At 40.3% G+C, this 19,302-nt stretch carries 21 protein-coding genes; 12 read left to right on the top strand and 9 right to left on the bottom strand.

Annotation, left to right across the window (positions count from 1 at the left end; all coding sequences use genetic code 11):
- The first annotated feature begins 176 nt into the window (after window positions 1-176).
- Genes H5200_RS14600 through H5200_RS14580 form a run of 5 tightly spaced genes read left to right on the top strand, consistent with a single transcriptional unit; the run spans window position 177 to window position 3,247 of the window.
- Window positions 177-575: an ACT domain-containing protein gene (locus tag H5200_RS14600; RefSeq protein WP_145233734.1), complete on the top strand. Its 399-nt coding sequence runs from the start codon at window positions 177-179 to the stop codon at window positions 573-575.
- The gene (locus H5200_RS14595) at window positions 575-1,069 is read left to right on the top strand and encodes a PTS glucose transporter subunit IIA (RefSeq protein WP_145233732.1); all 495 of its coding nucleotides are present in this window, start codon (window positions 575-577) and stop codon (window positions 1,067-1,069) included. The genes H5200_RS14600 and H5200_RS14595 overlap by 1 nt, the downstream gene beginning before the upstream one ends.
- 5 nt (window positions 1,070-1,074) lie before the next feature.
- The gene (locus tag H5200_RS14590) at window positions 1,075-1,422 is read left to right on the top strand and encodes an ArsC family reductase (protein ID WP_182739236.1); all 348 of its coding nucleotides are present in this window, start codon (window positions 1,075-1,077) and stop codon (window positions 1,420-1,422) included.
- Window positions 1,419-2,549 (top strand): succinyl-diaminopimelate desuccinylase, encoded by a 1,131-nt coding sequence (gene dapE / locus H5200_RS14585; RefSeq protein WP_145233727.1) that lies wholly within the window; start codon window positions 1,419-1,421, stop codon window positions 2,547-2,549. The genes H5200_RS14590 and dapE overlap by 4 nt, the downstream gene beginning before the upstream one ends.
- Window positions 2,546-3,247, top strand: a complete 702-nt coding sequence (locus H5200_RS14580) for a M15 family metallopeptidase (RefSeq protein WP_182717898.1) — start codon at window positions 2,546-2,548, stop codon at window positions 3,245-3,247. The genes dapE and H5200_RS14580 overlap by 4 nt, the downstream gene beginning before the upstream one ends.
- On the opposite strand, the gene H5200_RS14575 is transcribed toward H5200_RS14580, so the two are convergent.
- On the bottom strand, window positions 3,228-4,109 hold the full coding sequence (locus H5200_RS14575; RefSeq protein WP_182739235.1) for a DMT family transporter: 882 nt from the start codon (window positions 4,107-4,109) through the stop codon (window positions 3,228-3,230). The genes H5200_RS14580 and H5200_RS14575 overlap by 20 nt on opposite strands.
- Before the next feature lie 340 nt (window positions 4,110-4,449).
- On the opposite strand from H5200_RS14575, the gene H5200_RS14570 reads away from it, so the two are divergent.
- Genes H5200_RS14570 through H5200_RS14555 form a run of 4 tightly spaced genes read left to right on the top strand, consistent with a single transcriptional unit; the run spans window position 4,450 to window position 7,383 of the window.
- Window positions 4,450-5,814 (top strand): tetratricopeptide repeat protein, encoded by a 1,365-nt coding sequence (locus H5200_RS14570; protein ID WP_182761727.1) that lies wholly within the window; start codon window positions 4,450-4,452, stop codon window positions 5,812-5,814.
- An 8-nt stretch (window positions 5,815-5,822) separates the two neighbouring features.
- Entirely contained in the window at window positions 5,823-6,248 is a 426-nt protein-coding gene (locus H5200_RS14565) for a YcfL family protein (RefSeq protein ID WP_145233718.1), read from the top strand.
- A gap of 11 nt (window positions 6,249-6,259) precedes the next feature.
- Window positions 6,260-6,895, top strand: coding sequence for a penicillin-binding protein activator LpoB (gene lpoB, locus H5200_RS14560; RefSeq protein WP_182761726.1), 636 nt, complete (start codon window positions 6,260-6,262; stop codon window positions 6,893-6,895).
- A 20-nt stretch (window positions 6,896-6,915) separates the two neighbouring features.
- The gene (locus tag H5200_RS14555) at window positions 6,916-7,383 is read left to right on the top strand and encodes a glycine zipper 2TM domain-containing protein (RefSeq protein WP_149981188.1); all 468 of its coding nucleotides are present in this window, start codon (window positions 6,916-6,918) and stop codon (window positions 7,381-7,383) included.
- Window positions 7,384-7,454: 71 nt separating this feature from the next.
- Here the strand turns inward: H5200_RS14555 and H5200_RS14550 are convergent, their stop codons facing one another.
- Window positions 7,455-8,672, bottom strand: coding sequence for a pyridoxal phosphate-dependent aminotransferase (locus H5200_RS14550; protein WP_145233714.1), 1,218 nt, complete (start codon window positions 8,670-8,672; stop codon window positions 7,455-7,457).
- 106 nt (window positions 8,673-8,778) lie between these two features.
- Window positions 8,779-9,123, bottom strand: coding sequence for an Hpt domain-containing protein (locus tag H5200_RS14545; RefSeq protein ID WP_145233710.1), 345 nt, complete (start codon window positions 9,121-9,123; stop codon window positions 8,779-8,781).
- Window positions 9,124-9,273: 150 nt separating this feature from the next.
- Here H5200_RS14545 and H5200_RS14540 point away from each other — a divergent pair, with 150 nt between their 5' ends.
- Together H5200_RS14540 and H5200_RS14535 are read left to right on the top strand one after the other, a co-directional pair.
- Entirely contained in the window at window positions 9,274-9,879 is a 606-nt protein-coding gene (locus tag H5200_RS14540) for a tRNA-uridine aminocarboxypropyltransferase (RefSeq protein WP_182739233.1), read from the top strand.
- Window positions 9,876-10,655, top strand: coding sequence for a CLCA_X family protein (locus tag H5200_RS14535; RefSeq protein ID WP_182717904.1), 780 nt, complete (start codon window positions 9,876-9,878; stop codon window positions 10,653-10,655). Before H5200_RS14540 ends, H5200_RS14535 begins: the two co-directional genes overlap by 4 nt.
- Here the strand turns inward: H5200_RS14535 and H5200_RS24365 are convergent.
- The 3 genes from H5200_RS24365 to apbC form a co-directional block, all read right to left on the bottom strand.
- Window positions 10,606-13,125 carry a bifunctional diguanylate cyclase/phosphodiesterase gene (locus H5200_RS24365; protein ID WP_182761725.1) on the bottom strand — a complete coding sequence of 840 codons (2,520 nt, stop codon included), beginning with the start codon at window positions 13,123-13,125 and terminating at the stop codon, window positions 10,606-10,608. The genes H5200_RS14535 and H5200_RS24365 overlap by 50 nt on opposite strands.
- A gap of 217 nt (window positions 13,126-13,342) precedes the next feature.
- Window positions 13,343-13,930, bottom strand: coding sequence for a dCTP deaminase (gene dcd, locus H5200_RS14525; RefSeq protein WP_145233702.1), 588 nt, complete (start codon window positions 13,928-13,930; stop codon window positions 13,343-13,345).
- A 3-nt stretch (window positions 13,931-13,933) separates the two neighbouring features.
- Window positions 13,934-15,013 (bottom strand): iron-sulfur cluster carrier protein ApbC, encoded by a 1,080-nt coding sequence (apbC, locus tag H5200_RS14520; RefSeq protein ID WP_182761724.1) that lies wholly within the window; start codon window positions 15,011-15,013, stop codon window positions 13,934-13,936.
- Between the two features lie 176 nt (window positions 15,014-15,189).
- Between apbC and metG the strand changes: the two genes are divergently transcribed.
- Window positions 15,190-17,214 carry a methionine--tRNA ligase gene (metG, locus tag H5200_RS14515; RefSeq protein ID WP_149981018.1) on the top strand — a complete coding sequence of 675 codons (2,025 nt, stop codon included), beginning with the start codon at window positions 15,190-15,192 and terminating at the stop codon, window positions 17,212-17,214.
- A gap of 133 nt (window positions 17,215-17,347) precedes the next feature.
- Here metG and H5200_RS14510 read toward each other — a convergent pair whose 3' ends face one another.
- The 3 genes from H5200_RS14510 to lepB form a co-directional block, all read right to left on the bottom strand.
- A complete protein-coding gene (locus H5200_RS14510; RefSeq protein WP_182761723.1) occupies window positions 17,348-17,737 on the bottom strand; it encodes a hypothetical protein in 390 nt (129 codons plus the stop codon).
- 115 nt (window positions 17,738-17,852) lie between these two features.
- Window positions 17,853-18,281 (bottom strand): hypothetical protein, encoded by a 429-nt coding sequence (locus tag H5200_RS14505; RefSeq protein ID WP_182717908.1) that lies wholly within the window; start codon window positions 18,279-18,281, stop codon window positions 17,853-17,855.
- A gap of 347 nt (window positions 18,282-18,628) precedes the next feature.
- Window positions 18,629-19,279, bottom strand: coding sequence for a signal peptidase I (gene lepB / locus H5200_RS14500; protein ID WP_182717909.1), 651 nt, complete (start codon window positions 19,277-19,279; stop codon window positions 18,629-18,631).
- Between the last annotated feature and the right edge of the window lie 23 nt (window positions 19,280-19,302).

Raw genomic sequence — 19,302 nt, 5'->3', positions numbered from 1 at the left:
CTTTAGCTAATAATAATTATAAATAAAATAAATAACTTAGCGTTGTTATACCTCCCTATTCCCAACCTTATCCACAGAAATTGTGGACAACATTGCTCTTTTATTTAAGTAAGATAATCTATACTATTGATCAGTATACACAGATGGGAAGTCTCACAATTAAAAAAGGGGTAGCAATGTCTAAGCAAACGTTACAACTGCATAGTACGGCCTTTACCATTCATAGCCTTGATGTTGATAGCGAGATCCCCGCTGCTTTATTCAAACAATCAATGTTTATTATCGCCAAAACCAACGATGAGTTATCTATTGTTTGCCCTAGCCAGTTCGCCATTGAAAGCCTTGATGCTGAGCACGATTGGCGCGCGTTAGAAGTGATCGGTCCACTTGGTTTTTCATTAACCGGAATAATGGCAAATATTTCTGGAGTTTTAGCCAGAGCAAATATCTCTATTTTTGCTATTTCAACCTACGACACCGATTACGTTTTAGTAAAACAACAGCGTATTAAAGATGCCATCAGCGCGTTAAAAAAAGATGGCTATCAGTTCCTCAATGAGCCCAAATTAACATAATGAAATACACGGATATTAGTTATTTACCACAACGTCAGTTAGCGGCTAACAGCATTGCAATTTGTAGCCCTTTTAGTGGTAAAGTTGCCCCATTAAGCGAGCACCCAGAACCCTTCTTTAGCTACGGCACACTTGGCCCAGGGATTATGGTTGCCCTGAGCAATCATAAAATATTAGCGCCCTTTGATGGTACATTAATGCAAGTAAAAAATGCCGGTACTGAATTTATTTTACAAGCCAACAATGGCTTAAAAGTACTTCTAAATTTATATTTAGACCAACAGCAACACATTAAACACACTCATATAGCCCAACTCAACGGCAGTAAAATAACCAAAGGGCAACGGCTCGCTTATTTTGATCTTAGAGATCTCAATAGCCCCTTACTTGCCAGCCTTATTTTACTTAACGGGCATCAACTTAAACCAATACATTATTCTTTATCTCAGGTTACAGCTGGGGTAGATACTCTTTTAACACTAACTAAGAAGTAATTAATATGACGACTCTTTACGGCATTAGTAACTGCGACACTATAAAAAAAGCCAAAAAATATTTAACCGATAACAACATTGACTTTAATTTTCATGATTACCGTAAAGACGGCATAAGCCTTGATATGATCACTGAGTTTGCAACGCACATCGACTGGCAAGATCTGGTCAATAAACGTGGCACAACCTATCGCCAATTATCAGATGAGCAAAAACAGAACCTTGATAAAGACACTGCCTTGACAATTTTGGTAGCACAACCGGCAATGATCAAGCGCCCAGTGCTTATTCACAACAACAGCTATCATTTAGGTTTTAAATCAGCGCAATACGATGAGATTTTTGCATCATGAATCATCCCGTCATCGAACTTGCGCAAGCCTTAATACAGCGTCGCTCAGTCACCCCCGAAGATGCAGATTGCCAAACTATAATGAATGAGCGATTGGCACAGCTTGGTTTTAATATTGAATCACTGTTTTTTACTGACACCCAAAATACATGGGCGCGAAAAGGCGACAGTTCACCGCACTTTTGCTTTGCAGGTCACACTGATGTAGTACCAACTGGACCAGAAAAGAACTGGCAGCACCCGCCTTTCTCTGGCTTTCTAGCCGATGGCATGTTGCATGGCCGTGGTGCGGCTGATATGAAAGGCTCTTTAGCTGCCATGGTGGTAGCAACCGAGCGATTTGTAACTAAACACCCCGATCATAAAGGCTCAATTTCTTTTTTAATTACCTCTGATGAAGAAGGCCCTTTTATCAACGGCACCACGCGAGTAATCGATACGCTGGAGGCCCGAGGTGAAAAAATAGATATGTGTTTGGTTGGCGAGCCTTCATCGCGTGATGTACTGGGTGATGTCGTTAAAAATGGCCGCCGAGGCTCACTGACTGGCTTTTTAACTGTTAAAGGCATACAAGGTCATGTGGCTTATCCGCAACTTGCTCTAAACCCGATTCATATTGCAGCGCCAATGCTTGCCCAGTTGAGTCAAACGGTATGGGACAACGGCAATGAATTTTTCCCTGCTACTAGTTTTCAGATTTCAAATATTAATGGCGGTACGGGAGCTGGCAATGTGATCCCAGGCGAGCTTGAAGTGCAATTTAATTTTCGCTTTAGTACCGAAGTAACTCATCAGCAACTCCAGCAACGAGTTAACGACATTCTGGCTGAATATGATTTTGCATACGAGCTGAGTTGGATTGTTAACGGTCAGCCATTTATCACCGAAGGCGGCCCGCTTATTGATGCGACGGTTGCAGCCATCAAATCAATAACTGGCTTAAATACCGCACTTGAAACCACTGGCGGTACTTCAGATGGACGTTTTATAGCACAAACCGGCGCTAAGGTTATTGAACTTGGACCACGTAACGACACCATTCATAAAGTGAATGAGTGCGTTAATTGTGATGATCTCATTGCACTTGCTGATATTTACGAGCAAATTCTAGAGCAACTTTTAACATGATCCCTGCTAAGCTCACATCGCAACAGTTGGCTGAGTGTGCCTGTGGTAAAGACGAGCTACTGCTTGTTGATTATCAAGCTCATAAACTGCATAAAGACATTATTGATGACTTTATGCAGTTGCAAAATGCAGCTCGCGATGCAGGCTTTGCACTGACTATTGCATCAAGCTTTCGTAACTTTGAACGTCAAGCATTGATTTGGAATGCTAAATTTAATGGTCATCGACCTGTGCTCAATAAGCAGCAACAGCCAGTTGATTTAGCCTCCATGACAGACATTGAAAAATGCCATGCCATTATGCTTTATTCAGCCCTACCGGGAAGCAGTCGCCATCACTTTGGTACTGATCTGGATATTTTTGACAAAGCCAGTGTTTCTGATGACTATCAGCTGCAGTTAGAGCCGCACGAATACCAAGACAATGGCCCTTTTGCAGCGCTGACCAAGTGGCTTGATAGTCATATAGAAAAGTATGGCTTTTATCGCCCTTATCAACATGATTTAGGCGGCGTTGCGCCTGAACCTTGGCATATTAGCCACATAGTGCAATCTGACATTTTACTACAACATCAGAGTTTAACCGTATTAGCTGATACTATAAATAACAGTCAGCTTGCCGGCAAAGCTGCTATTTTGGCGAATTTGCCGCAACTGTATCAGCGTTACGTGCTCAATGTCAGCCCTGCGGTTGTTTAGCCAGTAAAAAAACCAGCACAGCGCCAAGAATAACTGCGCTGGCAATAACAAACTGAATGCTTAGTTCTTCCGCTAAAAATAACATCCCTGCCAGTGCAGCTATCACTGGCACACAAAGCTGAACCACTGCGGCTTGACTGCTTTTTAATAAGGGTACGGCAACATACCAAACACTATAGCCAATACCCGACGCAAGAGCACCAGATGCACATGCAAGCACGATCCCCTGCCAACTGATCCCCGATAAATAACCAAAACCCACGATCAACAATATCGGTAATGCAAATAAACTACGCACAAAATTAAACGTTGTGGTTTTCAGTGGGGATAGGCACACTTTTCCGCGAATACTGTATATCCCCCACGCAATACCGCTAATAGTCATTAATAATGCAGGGCTCATTGACGGCATCGTTGCCGATGGCAGCATTAAATACACAAAACCAAGGACAGCGATAATAAATGCACACCACTGTACAGTTGTGAGTCGCTCCTTGTTGAAAATCCCCCAGCCAATCATAGTCAATTGAACAGCAGAAAATAAAATCAACGCGCCAGTTCCAGTGTCCAATTCTACATAGGCAATTGAAAAACATAACGCATAAACCAGTAAGCTAACACTGCTGCGCCAACTACCACGTTCATGCTCTGCATTATTAAGATTGTTATCTTCCCTAGCTAAAGACTCTGTTGGTACTGCTTGTATAAGGAAAATAAATCCTAAACACAATGCGCCACTGAATAGCCGCAAAGCTGTGAAATTCCATGGATCAATGTAATTTTGTGCTAATGCCATACGACATAAAAGAGAATTAGCTGCAAATGCCACTAGGGCGAGTACCGTAAACAATGTTGCTTTCAAAGTGATCCTTAGTTTTAATCTTGCTAAGCATTAAACCCTATGAGGTGAGTTATTCTATCGTTTAGTAGTCGGCAACCACTCGATCCATTAATTAATCAACATAATAAGAAAATCAGCTACCTGTTTGCCTGAAGTATCTATTTATACAGGATTGCCATAATAGCGCAAAGCTTACCTATTGTTTTGATCATTCGAATGTATCGTGCAACAACTCAGTGACCAATGATCGCGTAACTATTTCTTATAAACACGGTGATTGCTACGCTTTTTTACATTGTTTAACATCTTCTCTGGATTAGATTATGCTAATCTGTATTAACGCTTATAAAAGGAGTGCCATGTGCAACGCAGTGTTATTTTTGGCTTTTGTGTCATGCTAAGTGGATGCAGCACCATTGGGTTTAGTGATCTGTTTTCAGATTACGCTACCCAAATGACGCCTGTACGCCAAGCTATTAAGACCAACAATATCGACCAAGCCCAACAGCTTTTGCCGACTAATGGGCAGTCACATAGTAACTACTTGCTCAATCAATTAGAGCAGGCCCGTTTAAGCAATTTAAATAATCAAAATGAGGCTGCAAGACCACAGTACGAAGCGGTATATCAGCAAATGGAAATAAAACGCCAAGCAGCAAAAATACAAGTAAGCGCAGGGCTTGAACAAAGTAACGCCCTTTTAACCAATGATTCAGTCATTAGCTATACGCCAGCGGCTTATGAAATGAGTATGCTGCACAGTTACCAAGCACTTAATTATATATATCAACATAATATCGAAGGCGCATTAGTCGAAGTTCGCCGTGCAAATAAAGTACAAACAGATGCGTTAACGGCTAATCAAGACGACATAGACGCTAGCGTAAAAGCAGCACAAAAACATTACCCAAGTATGGATGAGGTGATCAAAAACGTAAAAAATGGCTATCAAAATGCGTTTACATTTTATCTGTCAGGTTTGCTCTATCAAAGTAATAAGCAATACGATGATGCATATATAGATTATAAAAAGGCATTAGAGATCAACCCTGAAAACACCTATTTGCAGCAGGTTGTGCTGCAATTAGCAAAACAGCAAGGGTTTGATCAAGATTTTTCCGAGTATAAAAAACGCTTTGCTGAATTACCAAAACAAGTCGCCAACAGCGGTGACGTTGTGGTCTTGATCGAACAAGGTTTAGTGCCAGAAAAAGATGAATTTGTGTTGCGTCTGCCTATTTATACATCCGGTGGTGATGCCCGTTTTTATAGCTTAGCGATGCCCGTTTATAAAGATAGAGCTTATATACCAGCGGTTAGTGATATTAGTATCGGAACACAGATTTTACCTTTGAGTCCATTGGTAAGAATAGAAGCGTTAGCGGCTAAAACACTTGAAGAGCAAACACCTGCAAGAGTATCGAGGCAAATCCTGCGGTTAGTCGCTAAAGAAAAAGTACGGGCAGAGCTGGCTAGAAGTGGCGGCGATGTGGGTAATATACTCGCTAATCTATACAACCTAGCCTCTGAGCAAGCAGATACCCGCAGTTGGTTAACTTTACCTAATCAAATAAGTGTTGCGCGCACCCAGTTAACAGCAGGAGACCATGTTTTAAAACTTGCCAATCAGAAAGACATAAACTTTACGGTTAGTAAGCAAGGGTTAACCTTGATTTATCTAACCTCTATTAACAACTATTTTAATTCCCATGTAGTGCAACTTTAGGAGCTATCATGAAATATTTAGTGCCATTATTAACGGTCTGTCTACTTGCTGCCTGTACCAGTAGACCGACTACATCAGGTATAAGTGTTGAACAAGCTTCAGCGCAATACCAACAACAGCTAAAAGTCGATAATCCTGCACTAGGTAAAAAGCTGGCCATTAGTGATGTAAAAACTCGCCAAACGAATCAATTAACTGATGTTGTTGTCACACTTTCGAGTCAGTATAAAAAATCACAATATTTACAGTATCAATTTACCTGGTATGACGGCGATGGTTTTGTGATCAAAGGCAATCATTCTCCTTGGCAATCATTGACTTTATTTGGTTTTGCTAACGTGCAACTGCCAGGCCTTGCACCTACATCTGATGCGGTTACATTTTCATTAGCGGTACGCGAAGTATCGACACAAGCACAAGAATTTAAAGATTAAAGGACACCATTATGAATACAGTAAACACAACTAAAAAACCAACGCTTAAAACAATCTCGGGTTTTGCGTTGTTAGGTTTGAGTGCGCTTGCCCTCAGTGGCTGTGCCAATAAAGCCGTAGTCAGCTACGGAGACGCACAAGCTGTAGAAACAACTGATATTAACTTCGGTTCAACTGACTTACAAAAAGTCGCCAGCCAAATGACGGATTCACTGCTGGCATCACCTGTGGTCGGCACATTAACAGCTAATACTCGACCAATCGTATTTGTTGAACGTATAAAAAACAAAACCAGTGAACACATTGATACTGAATCAATTACCGATTCAATTTCAACACAATTATTGCGCAGTGGTAAATTTCGTTTTGTTGATATGGGCCGCGTAGAAGCCGCTCGAGAACAATTGAGCTTTCAAAATGATGATGCCCTAGTAGACCCAACTAAAGCTATTGCATTTGGCCAACAAGTTGGCGCGCAGTATATGCTTTATGGCAACCTGTCGAGCATCGTAAAATCGAATGCCGATAAAGCCGACGTATACTATAAATTCACAATGCGCTTAATGGATTTAAAAAGTGGCTTAGTAGAATGGGCGGACGAAACAGAAATTCGTAAAACCCGCGAAAAATCATCCTTTGGCTGGTAATTCAGCTGAGGAGGTAAATGATGAATAAACTCATACTTGGGCTGTGTACAGCCCTGCTCATCAGTAATCCAAGCTTTGCCGCATACGAACGCAATAAAGCCGTTCCTGTCCAGCAAGTACTATTTGGCAGTGTTCAATCTGTACGTAATATTACCGAGCAAGAACTTGTTCAAGACAAAAATAGTGGCTGGAAAACCTTTGGCGGTGCATTACTTGGTGGCGTTATTGGTAACCAATTTGGCGGCGGCAGTGGTCGCACCGCAGCGACTATTCTAGGCTCGGTCATCGGTGGCAGTGTGGCGAACAACAGGCAACAAAGCAGCCATTATAATCAATACCACTTAGTCGAGTTAATGATCAAAGTTGAAAACGGTGAACAATTTATGGTGGTACAAGACAAAGACAATCAAATGATATTTAGAACTGGCGACAGCGTGCGCTTAGTGTATTTATCAGATAATACAGTCCGCGTTGATAAAGCCTATTAAGCTATTACATTAAACTAAAAAGCGAGCAGTATTAATGCTCGCTTTTTAGTATTTATAACTTTATTACTACGTTAACTTTGTCTGTAATCGCTAAAAAAGCGTTGCATCTTACTCATCGCAGTCGTTAAATCATCTTTGTTAGGTAAAAATACCAATCTGAAATGATCTGGATTTGGCCAGTTAAATGCTCTTCCGTGAACCAGTAAGATCTTTTCTGCTTTGAGTAAATCTAAAATCATTTTTTCATCATTTTTGATATTAAAACGCTCAGTATCTACTTTGGCAAATGCGTACAATGCTCCTTTTGGTTTTGCACACGAAATACCTTCTATCGCATTTAAACCACGCCATGCAATATCACGTTGTTCGTATAAACGCCCACCGGGATTTATTAAATCATCAATCGACTGTACGCCACCTAATGCTTGCTGGATCGCATATTGTGCCGGCACATTGGCACATAAACGCATAGAGGCTAAAATATCTAAACCTTTACGTAAATCATCCATCAATGCAGTACGGCCACTTAATACCATCCAGCCCATACGCAAACCCGCTGCGCGATAGGTTTTTGCTAAGCCATTAAAAGTAATTATCGGCACATCATCACACAGTGCACCAATGGAGCTGTGCGTGATCCCATCGTATAAAATCTTCTCATAGATTTCATCACTCAATAACAATAATTTATGTTCACGTGCAATATCAATTAACTGCTGTAAAAGTGCGTCGTCGTATACTGCACCCGTCGGATTATTAGGGTTGATCAGCACTAATGCTTTAGTTTTTGACGTGATTTTACTGCGAATATCAGCAATATCAGGGAACCAATCTTGCTCTTCATCACATAGGTAATGGACTGGATTACCACCCGCAAGTTTGACTGAAGCGGTCCACAATGGATAATCAGGTGCTGGGATCAACACCTCATCATCATTATTCAGCAAAGCTTGGGTCGTCATTTGAATTAATTCACTGACCCCATTACCAATATAAATATTATCGACGTCTAGGTTATATAAACCACGTTGTTGGTAGTGCTGATAAATAGCCACACGGGCTGAGTAGAGGCCTTTGGAGTCACAATAACCTTGGGCTGAATACAAGTTACGAATAATATCGCGGTGCATATCTTCAGGCATATCAAACCCAAATGCCGCAGGATTACCAATATTCAATTTTAAAACTTTTTGGCCTTCATCTTCCATTTTGCGAGCCTGAACTAACACCGGCCCACGAATGTCATAACAAACGCCTTGTAATTTATGACTCTTTTTAATTTCTGACATTTTTACCTCTACTAGTGGAACAGCTAGATTAACCTAGTAGAGGGGCTAAATACCAGTGGATTTAATACCTCAAAACTGAAATAAATTCACGTCTGGGTATAGCTAACTAACGGCTTTGTAACCAATCAGTTAACTTAGCGGCTGATCCGGCAACTTGGTTGTCAAGCTGCTGAGCTGCCGCAAGCGCCTGAGAAACATCATTATTATTTAAACTTTGTTCAATTTCTCTGGCCACCTGAGATAGACTGCTGGCACCAAACTGCGCGGCATTTGATTTTAAACTATGAGCATGGCGACTTGCGACTTGGATATCACTATGTATTGTAGCCAATACTTCAGAGCCTAATCGTTCAAATTCAGCACAACAAAAAGTCAGCGTATCGCTAAATTGCTCGCCTAATAACGATTCCATACTTTCCAATGCGCTTTCATCAATGACTATTGTATTCATTATTCATCCTTTTGTATTTAGCAACACTAAACCAGTAACTTATACTATTTTTATACTTTATCGTTCTATAGAAAAAAAACCAACTAATTGTCTCATTAAGCGTATAATTAGCGGGTTTTTCAACTTATTGCTACTAAACAAGATTCTTTTATGTCCCGTTCTTTGTGTGTTAATTGTAAATTTAGTCTACAAACGTGTCTTTGTGAAGATTTGTCGGTACTGGAAAATAAACTCAAAGTTATAATTTTGCAGCATCCTAGCGAAGTAAAGATCACTAAAAACACCGCCCGTTTACTCACATTGTGCCTAACGCAATACGACATCATGGTAGGAGAAACGCAGGCTGATTTTGCACAACTAAACACACTACCCGTTGCCACAACTGCATTACTCTACCCTGATGATAATGCCATCTTACTGGATGATGAAAGTACCGCAGCACCACAATTTAAAAGCCGGTTAAGTCATCTAATTGTAATCGATGGCACCTGGAAAAAAGCATTTAAGATCATGCAACTTACCCCAGCCCTTGCGGCTTTTAAAAAGGTCAGCTTTACGACGATCCCACAAAACCGATATCGTATTCGCAAAGCTCCCCGTGCAGATAGCCTCTCCACATTAGAAGCGGTTGCACATAGTTTAGCCTTGATTGAACATATTAACCCTGAGCCTTTATATCAGGCACTGGAAGCGCTCAACAGCAAACAAACCCAGTTTATGCCTGAGCATGTTAAAGCGCGTTATCAAGCCAAATGAGTGCCAGCAATCGCTTAAAGCGCGGGTTTTACCGCCAAGGACCGGATTACCGATTTGATGACCAAGTTGACTTTAGTGATATCCGCGATACATTTGGTTTTCGTACTATGGTGGTGGGTAAATGGGTCACCAAAGAAGAACGCTTTATTAGTGCTAATTTAATTTACGACGCACTAGCCGATTTAGCGCAAATACTGCAAGTGCCGCCAAAGACCATTGGTCTGAGGGGGAAACTCAATTTTGCTTTTGGCCATGGCGGGCAACAACACGTCCAAGCACATTATAATAGCCGTACTCGTACCCTTGCGCTGGCAAAAAATGCAGGCGGTGGCGCGCTGGCGCATGAATGGTTTCATGCGTTTGATCATCACATAACTAAACACATATTTCCCCAGCATTCGCCACAGCATTTTGCCTCTAAACTTTGGCTGGAGCACACGATTGGGCAAAGTCACCCACTAAACTTAGCATTAAATAAGTTTTACCAAGGGGTATTTCTAGAACCAACCGGTCAACACGCTAATCAGTATGTATTAGATTGTATAGAATTTGATAAACGCCATCAGCAGTTTTATATGAGTATGCCTGAAGAGTTAGCTGCACGTAGTTTTGAAGCTTGTATTGCTTGTAATGAGCAGATCGTTAATCACTTTTTAGTCTCTGGGCTCAATAACTCAGCGCTAATTTACCCTAAGCGCGATAGCTTAAAAATTTGTAATAACGCGCTCAATGATTATTTTTCCCAATTAGGTCAACTACTTTTTCAAGATCATTGACAAATACGGTGGTGGTTTCAAGATTTTCTTCAAGCCACTGCATGTAATCGTCAAACGGTAATGGCCGTGAAAAAAAGTATCCCTGACCAACTTCACAGCCATAGCTTTGTAATTTAGCCATACTTTGGCTATCTTCTATCCCTTCAGCCACTACGTATGAACCCAGTGATTTGGCAATATCACAGGTAGCACGACAAATTGTTTGATCATTTTTAGAGTATTCAATATTCATTACAAATTGCTTATCTATTTTTATTTCATCAAAGCCCATTTTGCTCAAATACGCGAGTGACGAATACCCCGTGCCAAAGTCATCAATTGCTATTTTAACGCCAATTAAACGGTAATCATTCAGGGCATTTTTTATATCAACCCCCTCAAAGAGTGTTGCCGATTCCGTTAGTTCTAACATTACATTAGCCGGGTTGAGTTGATGCTCATTCAACAACGTTATAAATAACACGGGTAAATCTTTACGCAGCAAATCTTTAGCCGAAATATTGATAGATACAATATGCTCAGGCAATAATACAATCATTTTCTTTTGATATTGCAGTGCTTGCGTAATAACCCATTCGGTTAAATCTGAAATTATCCCTGATGATTCAGCAATAGGGATAAATAAATCAGGGGGAACATTACCCAATTGTGGATGCTCCCAACGTAATAAAGCTTCCGCGCCGTACACTTTACCGGTGTTTAGATATATCTGTGGTTGAAAAAATAAACTAAGCTGATCGCATTCAATGGCTTCTTTTAGAGCTGATGCAATCGCAATGCGCCGTTGCGATAACGTCACATTCTCTATATTAAACATATGCCAGCGTTCACCATGAAGGGGTTTAACCGCCAGTGCTTGCAGCCCTCGCTGGACTAGTTGTAATGAGGTACTGGCATGTAAGGGATAATTTGCTACACCAATTTCAACTTTATCAATTAAGTGAATGCGTTGATGAGTGAGACCCTCAGCAAAAACGCTATTGATCACACATACAAACTGCTCTACTTGGCTTAATTCTAACTTGCCGACTATTACAACCCCATAGGTGCTGTCATCTAACCTGGCAATACAACGGCTATGCTGAAGATTAGCTTCAACACACAGCACATTCATTGACGCTAATTGCTGGGCTAATTTGCCCATGGTTAATTTTATCTGCTCATTTACATGCTCATAGCCAAAATTTGCCCGAGCATTAATCAGTACAGCAGGCCTAAATAACAGTAAAGAATGCTCTGTTGATAATTTCACCTGACTATCAAGACGCTCTATTAGTAACTGTTTATTAGGTAATTTTGTATCGTCGTCGTGAGTGAGGCTGTAGCTATATTGCATAACACACTTACGCTCGTGAATGAGTAACACCATCACAAAAGTAATTACATTTAGCACCAGTAACATATCATTAAGTTGCTGTATCTGTGCACCTGCCACCAGCGTTGCTTGCCAACATAAAGTTTGTAAAACCACTGCAAACCAGACCAGTACAAACTTAAATTGCATCGCTTTTTTGGTATTACTAAGCCAATAAAAAAATAAATAACTCAGCACCACCAACATAGAACCCAAACACACGGTCACTACAGCAAACTGCACTGATTGCTTCATAAAACAGCTAAATAGTGCTGCAACACAAAATAAGCTTATATAAACTGTTAACTTATCTTGTCGAGCGTTTAAATGATTTTGCGACTGTAAATAATGAATAAAGTAAAAGTTGACCACCCCTAAGGCTATAACTTGAAATGAAAACTGTAACTTTGTGTACCATAAAGACGCAAATTCAATATTAAAGTAATTCAACACCCCTTTTGCTATTAAAAACTCACTTAATACACACACTAGGTAAGCAAGTAAATAAAGCGATTTTGCTTGATGAGATAAACCGTATACAGTGCCAACAACGGCAAGACACAGCAGTAATAGCCCCGTAATTAAAAAGAAATTTCGCAGTTTCTTGTTTATCAAATTGGCAAATTCATTACCAGTTGCAAGGCCAATGCTCAGCCTGTCATCTTCACTATGGCGAGCGTAAATTACAGCCCAACGAGCCTCATCTTTAGGTAACAGTGCGTGTGGCAGTACTTTATCAACATAACGGTATGCATCATTTTTTACTTCAACTAACGGGTTGAAACTCTCATCAAGAATATAAAAATTAAGCTGCGCTAAATGGGAATTGTCTGCATAAATCACCTCAACTTTTGATTGCGACCGTTTATTTAAATCAACAATAAACCAATAACCTTGCTCTGCCTTGATACGAACATGTGATAAATCTGTTTTTGAATCGGTAGTGACAACTTGTTCTAGTAAGGGTTTGGTAGTTTGAAAGGGCGTATTTGCTGGCACTAACCAGCCACTGGCAGACACTTCATCAGCCATCACAGACGCTGTAGCAGTAATGCTTAACAGTATTAAAAAAATCTTTATACAATATGCTCGCGCTAATATGCTTGCCTGATCCACTGTCACTCCATGCGCATTGAATAAATAGTAAATTATAAAAAGATAATTAAAGTATGGAGGTATTAAATGAAATAGCCAGTAAATAACCTGAACCGTGGATAATATATCAATAAAATGCTTAAGCAGTTTTTATGGTAGTAAAATCGAGTGAGTGTATTTCCAAGCAATAAAAAAGGCCTATCAAGTGATAAGCCTTTATTTTAAAAATGTATTTTAATTAGTTACTATCATCACTAATACGACTTGCAACTGCGCTGGTTTGATCTTTATATTTGGCATCTTTGCGTGTATTGTACGGGTTTTCAGCAGGACCTGACATGGTCTCAAAGCTCATAGCGCCGATTTTCATCATAGGTCGTAATGCCAACGGCAATTTACCGGAGTTATAAAACTCTAACACGATATTACCAGACCAACCGGGATCAATCCGATGGGCCGTCACATGCACCATTAAACCTAGACGTGCCAAAGATGAACGGCCGTCAAGCCAGCCAACGATATCTGCCGGCAACGTGACTTTTTCATAGGTCATCGCAAGGGCTAATTCACCTGGGTGTAAAAAGAATGCATCGCCCTCTTTTAACACGATTTCATCGCTCATTATTGATTCCATTGCTTTATTAAGCTGATCTTTTGGACCACTTAAATCAACATAAGCTGCTGTATGATCTTGAAATACACGAAACTTATTACCTAAACGTAAATCTGCCGTTACCCCAGAAATCATTTCATCGGTCGGACTTGGCTCAATAATAATACGCTGTTGGGCAATATATTCTTTAATATGGGTATCTGATAATCTCATTAGTTAATCATCCGTAATCACAATTGCGACTGAATTATGATGGGGTTGTTGATAGTAAAGCATACTGGCAATCAGCCGCGCAGCGTCAGCATAAGTTTCACTCACCGCAGCCTGATTATCCATGGCGATTAATTTGCCTTGCTCTGAGTATTCGCGAATATCAATCGCCAAAGGAATTTGCGACAACACTGGCACACCATGACGCTGAGCTAATTTTATTGCGCCATCCTTACCAAATACATGGTTTGGTTCGCCGCAGTGTGAGCACAAAAAATGACTCATATTTTCAATCAAGCCCAATACTGGCACATTCACTTTATTAAACATGGCAATGCCTTTTTGCGCATCAGCAAGTGCTAAATCTTGCGGAGTCGTCACAATCACCGTGCCACTGGCAGGTACTTTCTGACTCATAGTAAGTTGAATATCCCCAGTTCCTGGTGGCATATCTACAATCAGGTAATCAAGCTCACCCCATGCAGTTTCATTTAACAGTTGCGTTAATGCGCCCGACGCCATCGGTCCGCGCCAAACAGTGGCATCATCACTAGGCACTAAAAAGCCAATTGATTGTGCTTTGATGCCATTAGCGTCAAATGGTAGCAATTGCTTGTCATTTTTAGCCGTGGGTGTTGCTCCTTCAAGGCCTAGCAACATTGGAATAGACGGGCCATAAATATCCGCATCTAAAATCCCCACTTTCGCGCCTTCAGCTTTGAGTGCGCCCGCTAAATTTACCGCGGTGGTTGATTTACCCACACCACCTTTACCTGATGCAATCAACACAATATGTTTTATCGCTTTGAACTTACATGCTTCAGTCAGCTCAATGCTTGCGTTAATTGTCACTGCTTGATTAAGTTGTTGGCTTACAAACGCTGCTACCTTTGGCATTTCAGATAACGCAGCAAATGGCAGCGTTAAATGAAGCAATATTGATTTATCAGTTTTTGATTCAATGCTTTTAATGAATTTTTCATCAATGCCGACAGCAAAAGCGGCACTGCGATACCCTGCTAAGGCAGTAAGAATCGGTTGTTTTTGCACCGATTTAGAGGAGAATAGTTTCGACAATCCAAACATAACAATAAAATAGTGTTTCTTTGATGAAAATTGCCTCGGAATTATGTAACATTCAGGGCATTAACACCAGTCAATTAATGAAAATCGGCCAACCACGAAGGTGTTTCCTTTAGGTTTGCTGATAATATTATGATTTTCATCCGTTCCTTAACAGGAACCGTCAATTCGGAATGATTATGGCACAGCGAAAGATCCTCATTACCAGTGCATTACCTTATGCCAACGGCCCAACACATTTAGGCCATTTATTGGAATATATTCAGACTGATATCTGGTCACGTTTTCAAAAACTACAAGGCCACGAAGCTTATTATGTTTGCGCCGACGATGCCCATGGCACGCCAATTATGCTCAATGCACAAAAGCAAGGGATCACGCCGGAAGAAATGGTAAAAAATGTCAGCATTGAACGTCAACGTGACTTTGCAGACTTCAATATTAAATTTGATAACTACCACAGCACCCACAGCCAAGAAAACAAAGAATTCAGCGAGCTTATTTATAATCGCTTAAACGATGCCGGTCATATCAAAAAGCATACTATTTCACAGTTATTTGACCCTGAAAAAGGCATTTTCTTACCCGATCGCTTTGTAACTGGTACGTGCCCAACTTGTAAGTCTGAAGACCAAAATGGCGACAGCTGTGACGCATGTGGCGCAACATATAGCCCAACAGAGCTTATCAACCCGCGCTCTGTGATGTCAGGTGCTGAGCCAGTACTTAAAGACTCTGAGCATTACTTTTTTGACCTGCCAGCATTTGAAGGCATGTTAAAAGAGTGGCTTCACTCCGGCACTATTCAGCAAGAAATGGCTAACAAACTAGACGAATGGTTTGCCGATGGCCTGCAACAGTGGGATATCAGCCGCGATGCGCCCTACTTTGGCTTTGAAATCCCTGGTGCGCCTGGTAAATATTTTTATGTCTGGCTTGATGCGCCAATTGGTTACATGGCCAGCTTTAAAAACTTATGCGACAAACAAGGCATCGACTTTGATGCATTTTGGCAAGAAGGCTCTGACGCTGAGCTTTACCACTTTATCGGTAAAGATATTATCTACTTTCACAGCTTATTTTGGCCAGCAATGCTTGAAGGCGCAAAATTCAGAAAGCCAACCAATGTATTCGCGCATGGTTTTGTAACGGTTAATGGCGCTAAAATGTCTAAATCGAAAGGCACGTTTATTAAAGCGCGTACATATTTAGACAACCTCGACCCTGAGTTTTTACGTTATTACTACGCTGCTAAACTTAACAGCGGCATCACCGATCTTGACTTAAACTTAGAAGACTTTGCACTACGTGTAAATTCAGACTTAGTTGGTAAAGTGGTTAACATTGCCAGCCGTTGCGCCGGTTTTATTACTAAAAAGTTTGACGGTAAATTAAGTGACACTGTCATGGAGCCGCAATTATTAGCTGAATTCCAAGCAGCTACCGATACCGTTGCTCAGCACTATGAAAACCGTGATTATAGCCGTGCTATTCGTGAAATAATGGCGCTTGCTGATAAAGCAAACCAATTTATTGATACCTCAGCACCATGGGTATTAATCAAAGACGAAACGAAACAAGAACAAGCTCACCAAGTATGTTCGCTTGGGCTTAACTTATTCCGCGTGCTAATGACTTACTTAAAACCAGTATTACCGGGTATGGCGGCAAACGTAGAAGACTTCTTAAATGATGATCTATCTTGGCAAGGCGCGCAAACTGCGCTTGTTAGCCACCCGATCAATAAATTTAAACCGTTAATGCAACGTGTAGAAATGGATAAAGTAAATAAAATGGTCGAAGAATCAAAAGAAAGCTTACTCGCTGCAAAAGACAAAATCGATCCAAACAGCCCTTTGGCAAAAGAGCCTATTGCAGCTGAAATCGAATTTGACGATTTTGCCAAAGTAGATTTACGTGTAGCTAAAATAGCCAAAGCAGAGCACGTTGAAGGCGCTGATAAGCTACTTAAACTAACGCTCGACTTAGGCGGCGAAACACGCCAAGTATTTGCTGGTATTAAATCAGCTTATGCGCCAGAAGATATTGAAGGCAAACTAACGGTTATGGTTGCCAACCTGAAGCCACGTAAGATGCGCTTTGGCATGTCAGAAGGCATGGTACTAGCAGCAGGCCCTGGCGGTAAAGAAATCTATATTTTAAACCCAGACGACGGCTCAGAGCCAGGTATGCGTGTAATGTAATTCGACTTTAACTAGTTAACACTAAAAAGCCGTTGTTTTAAACAACGGCTTTTTTAATTGCCACAACAAATTGTTTTTCCAGCACATAAAATTGTAGGTGCTGAAGTTAGCGACCTGCGGCTACCCGGTTAACTTAAAGTTTGGATGACCATAGCCAAATCATATAATTGGTAAAAGAAAAAATTATAAGTGGCATACCGAAAAACATTAGACCAAAATAAGGCCCTGTTAGTGCTGATATTAAGTAGTAACCTACACCTTTAAAAGGCTCACCTGAAATTAACTCAAATATACTTCTTAAAAAGCTCGATAAATACAGAGCTAGAAAGCCCATGCCCAAACCTAAAAGCTGTACTTGGTACTTTTTGGTTTGTCTGTGAGTTATTGGAGCAAAGTAATAGCCAACTATAAACCCTGAAAGTGCGCAAAAGCTACCGACGAGATCTGTGCCCAGCCAAATGAATAGTGGCCAACTGGCGAAAGATAAGATGACTGCATATTTCAGCCTTTCAGAATCTCTCAATATGGGCACCATGTTTAGTTAAGTTAACACGCGCATAAATTGCGGAAAATGCTTGGCTATAATTAGCGAAGAATGAGCGCCAGCCAAGCGTTTGAAGTCATTTCTGATGCGTTTATTATACCTTCTTTATCGGTAATTCACTTATTTTATAGACTCGAAAAGGTCCCATACAAAAAGTGATTAAGCCATCATTTTTCTTCGGAGCTCGGTAATTCACAGTAATATAAGCCTCATTTATCGTATCAGTCTTAATTGTAAAGGTTGATACTTTATAATCAGCTAGCTCATGATTGCTTTCAAAAGCATGTGGTTCAGAAATAATTGTAGGAACATACAAGGTTACCCTATCAATTTCACCTAGAGAGATTACAGCTCTTACAGCCTCAGCAACACCATAATTAACAGGGTAATAAACCGTTATTTCTGATAAATCAGCGAAATTATCTTGAGTTATAAACGCCGCTACTTTCTTTATTTCGCTTTTTTTATCACAAGAAAAAGTTGATATTGAAGTAAATAAAAATAACAAAACTAAAAGTTTCACTGAGCTTCCTTGAAGGTATAACAATTTTATCTACGACATTTATCTTTTTACAAACAGAAAAATATCCATATATTATAATGCATTTATCTTAGCTATCAAACAGATACCTGTAAACAACTAGTTAACTTCACCTCATTTTTTACAAATGCAGCAATATACAAAAATGCTAGAGATCAGTAATATCTGACAAAATCATAAACACTATTTTTATATACAGTTTATTGTTAGGTGAGAGTCAACAACGCTAAATTTAATCGCTAAGCTATTTTAAGTTTTAGCGCTGTTATTTTTTGCACTACTATCTTTTATCAGTGCTATCCTTTACCAGACTATAACAGCGCTTACTATTACTGTAATTCTTTTAGAAGCCTGTTTTTACGTGGTAAATAATAGTCATCGTAATCCAGTGAAACTATCACCCGCTTTGCCCTTCCGAGCAATTCAGCTCTTGGTACTAAGCCTATTACTCGTGAATCAGCACTGTTATCACGGTTATCCCCCATTGCTAAATACATATCTGTAGGGATGATAAGTGGATCAAAATTTTGCATATAAGAGCGCTGCTTAGCGAGTTTTACGGTATGTTTTATGCCATGCAAATTCTCTATTTCCACTCGGTTTATGGCGGTTTCAGCTACAGTTTCGTAATTAAGCTTTTCACCATTAATAACAAGTTGATTATTAACTAAAGCAACAGTGTCGCCCGGTACACCTATTACTCTTTTTATTAGGCGATTTTGTGCAGCAACAGAATCAAATACAATAATATCACCGGCCTGTGGCTCGGCTAGTTTAACCAGCGAAATTTTAGTAAAAGGCACTCGTAGGTCATACGCCATTTTATCTGTCAATATACGGTCGCCCTCAACAATGGTTGGCTGCATTGAACCTGTGGGTACTTCGTACCAGTCAGCCACTGCACTTCTAAAAACACACATCAGCGAGATAAATACGATTAACGAGCGGTTATTTTTCCATATTTTATAAAGGTATTTCACAGTTTTGTTCCATAAGTTAGTAT

Origin of the sequence: Pseudoalteromonas sp. SG43-7, assembly GCF_014164295.1 — a bacterium.
Classification (GTDB): Bacteria; Pseudomonadota; Gammaproteobacteria; order Enterobacterales; family Alteromonadaceae; genus Pseudoalteromonas; species Pseudoalteromonas rhizosphaerae.
The sequence above is the reverse complement of the archived record's forward strand: the minus strand, read 5'-3'. Positions and strand labels throughout refer to the sequence as shown.

What these genes read in the sequence shown, in the direction of transcription:
- H5200_RS14540 (WP_182739233.1), top strand. Translation starts at nt 9,274, where the DNA reads ATGTCCCGTTCTTTGTGTGTTAATTGTAAATTTAGTCTACAAACGTGT.
- H5200_RS14550 (WP_145233714.1), bottom strand. Translation starts at nt 8,672, where the DNA reads ATGTCAGAAATTAAAAAGAGTCATAAATTACAAGGCGTTTGTTATGAC.
- H5200_RS14565 (WP_145233718.1), top strand. Translation starts at nt 5,823, where the DNA reads ATGAAATATTTAGTGCCATTATTAACGGTCTGTCTACTTGCTGCCTGT.
- H5200_RS14600 (WP_145233734.1), top strand. Translation starts at nt 177, where the DNA reads ATGTCTAAGCAAACGTTACAACTGCATAGTACGGCCTTTACCATTCAT.
- H5200_RS14555 (WP_149981188.1), top strand. Translation starts at nt 6,916, where the DNA reads ATGAATAAACTCATACTTGGGCTGTGTACAGCCCTGCTCATCAGTAAT.
- H5200_RS14595 (WP_145233732.1), top strand. Translation starts at nt 575, where the DNA reads ATGAAATACACGGATATTAGTTATTTACCACAACGTCAGTTAGCGGCT.
- H5200_RS14545 (WP_145233710.1), bottom strand. Translation starts at nt 9,123, where the DNA reads ATGAATACAATAGTCATTGATGAAAGCGCATTGGAAAGTATGGAATCG.
- metG (WP_149981018.1), top strand. Translation starts at nt 15,190, where the DNA reads ATGGCACAGCGAAAGATCCTCATTACCAGTGCATTACCTTATGCCAAC.
- H5200_RS14535 (WP_182717904.1), top strand. Translation starts at nt 9,876, where the DNA reads ATGAGTGCCAGCAATCGCTTAAAGCGCGGGTTTTACCGCCAAGGACCG.
- H5200_RS14590 (WP_182739236.1), top strand. Translation starts at nt 1,075, where the DNA reads ATGACGACTCTTTACGGCATTAGTAACTGCGACACTATAAAAAAAGCC.
- apbC (WP_182761724.1), bottom strand. Translation starts at nt 15,013, where the DNA reads ATGTTTGGATTGTCGAAACTATTCTCCTCTAAATCGGTGCAAAAACAA.
- dcd (WP_145233702.1), bottom strand. Translation starts at nt 13,930, where the DNA reads ATGAGATTATCAGATACCCATATTAAAGAATATATTGCCCAACAGCGT.
- lpoB (WP_182761726.1), top strand. Translation starts at nt 6,260, where the DNA reads ATGAATACAGTAAACACAACTAAAAAACCAACGCTTAAAACAATCTCG.
- H5200_RS14580 (WP_182717898.1), top strand. Translation starts at nt 2,546, where the DNA reads ATGATCCCTGCTAAGCTCACATCGCAACAGTTGGCTGAGTGTGCCTGT.
- dapE (WP_145233727.1), top strand. Translation starts at nt 1,419, where the DNA reads ATGAATCATCCCGTCATCGAACTTGCGCAAGCCTTAATACAGCGTCGC.